The sequence below is a fragment of the Staphylococcus sp. GDX8P80P genome, from assembly GCF_017893095.1.
GTDB classification, from domain to species: Bacteria; Bacillota; Bacilli; order Staphylococcales; family Staphylococcaceae; genus Staphylococcus; species Staphylococcus borealis.
Genome location: NZ_JAESMI010000197.1, coordinates 1 through 2,204 on the forward strand (window position 1 = coordinate 1; position 2,204 = coordinate 2,204).

At 37.5% G+C, this 2,204-nt stretch carries 2 protein-coding genes; both read right to left on the reverse strand.

Annotated elements, in window-relative coordinates:
- Positions 1-345: 345 nt before the first annotated feature.
- Positions 346-1,011: an MBL fold metallo-hydrolase gene (locus tag KA858_RS12275; protein ID WP_210135831.1), complete on the reverse strand. Its 666-nt coding sequence runs from the start codon at positions 1,009-1,011 to the stop codon at positions 346-348.
- A 225-nt stretch (positions 1,012-1,236) separates the two neighbouring features.
- Complete coding sequence (locus KA858_RS12280; protein ID WP_070855389.1) at positions 1,237-1,860, reverse strand: nitroreductase family protein; 624 nt, start codon at positions 1,858-1,860, stop codon at positions 1,237-1,239.
- Positions 1,861-2,204: the final 344 nt, after the last annotated feature.

A 2,204-nucleotide genomic window follows, 5' to 3' on the forward strand; every position in this document is an offset into this window, starting at 1 on the left:
AAATAATATAATGAAACTATTTTTCAAATTCGCAGTAGCTGACTGAACTGAGAAGGCGCTTAAATCAAGCTTTTCTCAGTTCTAGTCATCCCTGCGGGCGGGGCCCCAGCAAAGAGAATTTCATCAAGAAATTCTACAAGCAAAGCAAGTTGGGGTCGGGGCCCCAGCAAAGAGAATTTCATCAAGAAATTCTACAAGCAAAGCAAGCTGGGAGTGGACGACGAATTTAAAAAGAATTCTGTCCCACTCCCGCTTCGATATCAGGTACAGTCAGTCCAATATGATTAATGCCTCTATTGATATTCATATGCTATCACCCCGTTTAATAAACTATTCATATTATGTTTACGTATTTTCACCACGGCGAACACGGTCAATTATCTTTTGCACTCTATTTTGTTTATCCTCTTCATTCTCAACATAATAAATTGCGTCTTCACCCTCAATCGCAACCCAAGGTACAATCGCATCAAACGCTAAATCACGAATCATCTCCAAGCTTTTAATCGATGCGTCTCGATCACTTGAACTCAATATCACAGTACGCCATTCGCCACCTTCTACACATAAAAAATCACCAGTAAACAGGAAGCGATGCTCACCATTATTCCATAGAAACATGGTTGTACCAGGCGTATGTCCAGGTGTAGGAATGACTTCCAAATCATTTGCAATTGTCTCGCGTTGTTCGAACTGCCCATCAATGGCCACTGTATGACGTATAGCGGCTACATCATCTCGATGAATCCAAAACGGTACATCAATCCGAGGGTGTCCACCTAGAGATTCATGCTCATGATTCATTAAAACGCGTGTCGCACCACCTAATAATTGAATATCTGAATCTGCCTCATTTAACCCTGGAGAATGATATATGATGATATTGCCTGATGGTCGCTCTAATACAAATGATTTGATACGGTAACGTTTATCAAATGGTAAGACTGCCTTTGTAGTTTCATATAACCCCTTTTCTATGTGTGTTAATGTCTCGAATTGTTTATTTTCCATGTGAATCACCCTTTGTGAATTTCTGCGTCTTTAGCTATACCCTTTTTCTATATATTGAATATGACCGTTCATGTTCATGGTCTTTATTTTAATTAAAAAGGGCGAAACAGCATTCATCATGAATTTACTGTTCCGCCCCACCATGTGGATGACTGTAGCCGAAACTTGTTATCGACAGTTGTCAATGGCGTTCGCTACTGTGTCTTGCATGATATATTTAACGTATTATTTATAGTCGATGACACGATCAACTGGCATTCTGAATGATGTATGTGCCTCTTTAGCTTTCTTACCGATAGCAACAATCATGACAGGTACATAACGTTCTAAATCATAGCCAAATGCTTTTCCGATTTCTTCATGTTCAAAGCCACCAATTGGATTTGTATCGTAACCGTGTTGTTTTGCTACTAACATCAATTGCATAGCGGCTAAACTACTATCTACTTTCACAATGTCATTCATTGATTGGCGTGTGCGATTTTTATAATTCTCTAAGACGATTGGCAACATTTGTTCTTTAACTTCTTGTGGCATGTGCCCATTAAGCACCGCTTGTTCATAAATATATTCGCCTTCTTCATAGCAATGTAAATCGCCGAAGATAATAATCATTGCTGATGATGTGTCATTTTGATTCGTATTGAATTGAATCAATGGACGCAATTTCGCTTTCGCTTCGTCACTTTCAACCACAACAAAACGCCAAGGTTGCATGTTTACTGATGAAGGTGCTTTGGTTGCTTTTGCAATCATCTCATTCATTTCCTCATGCGGAATTTTATAGTCTGGGTCGAAACCTTTAACTGATCTACGACCTTCTAATATTTCATTAAAGTCATTAAGCATGATTTAGCCTACTTTCTATTCATTTTCTCTAGTTATAATTTAAATGCAAATAGCATCTATGTACAATGATATGTTTACCGATGTTATCACACTTTAGACTAACGTCAGTCTTCCTTAGTAACGGAAGCGCCAATGAAACCACTGATTTGATGTATCACAATGATTTCAATCCACGTATCTGTGCTTGTTAAAATAGCCCGGCATTTAATTATCAATTGATTAAAAATTAATAAATAGGGTATCATTAATCTTAACAAAAAAATTAGTCAAGTCCAGACTCCTGTGTAAAATGCTATACAATGTTTTTACCATTTCTACTTATCAAAATTGATGTATTTTCTTGA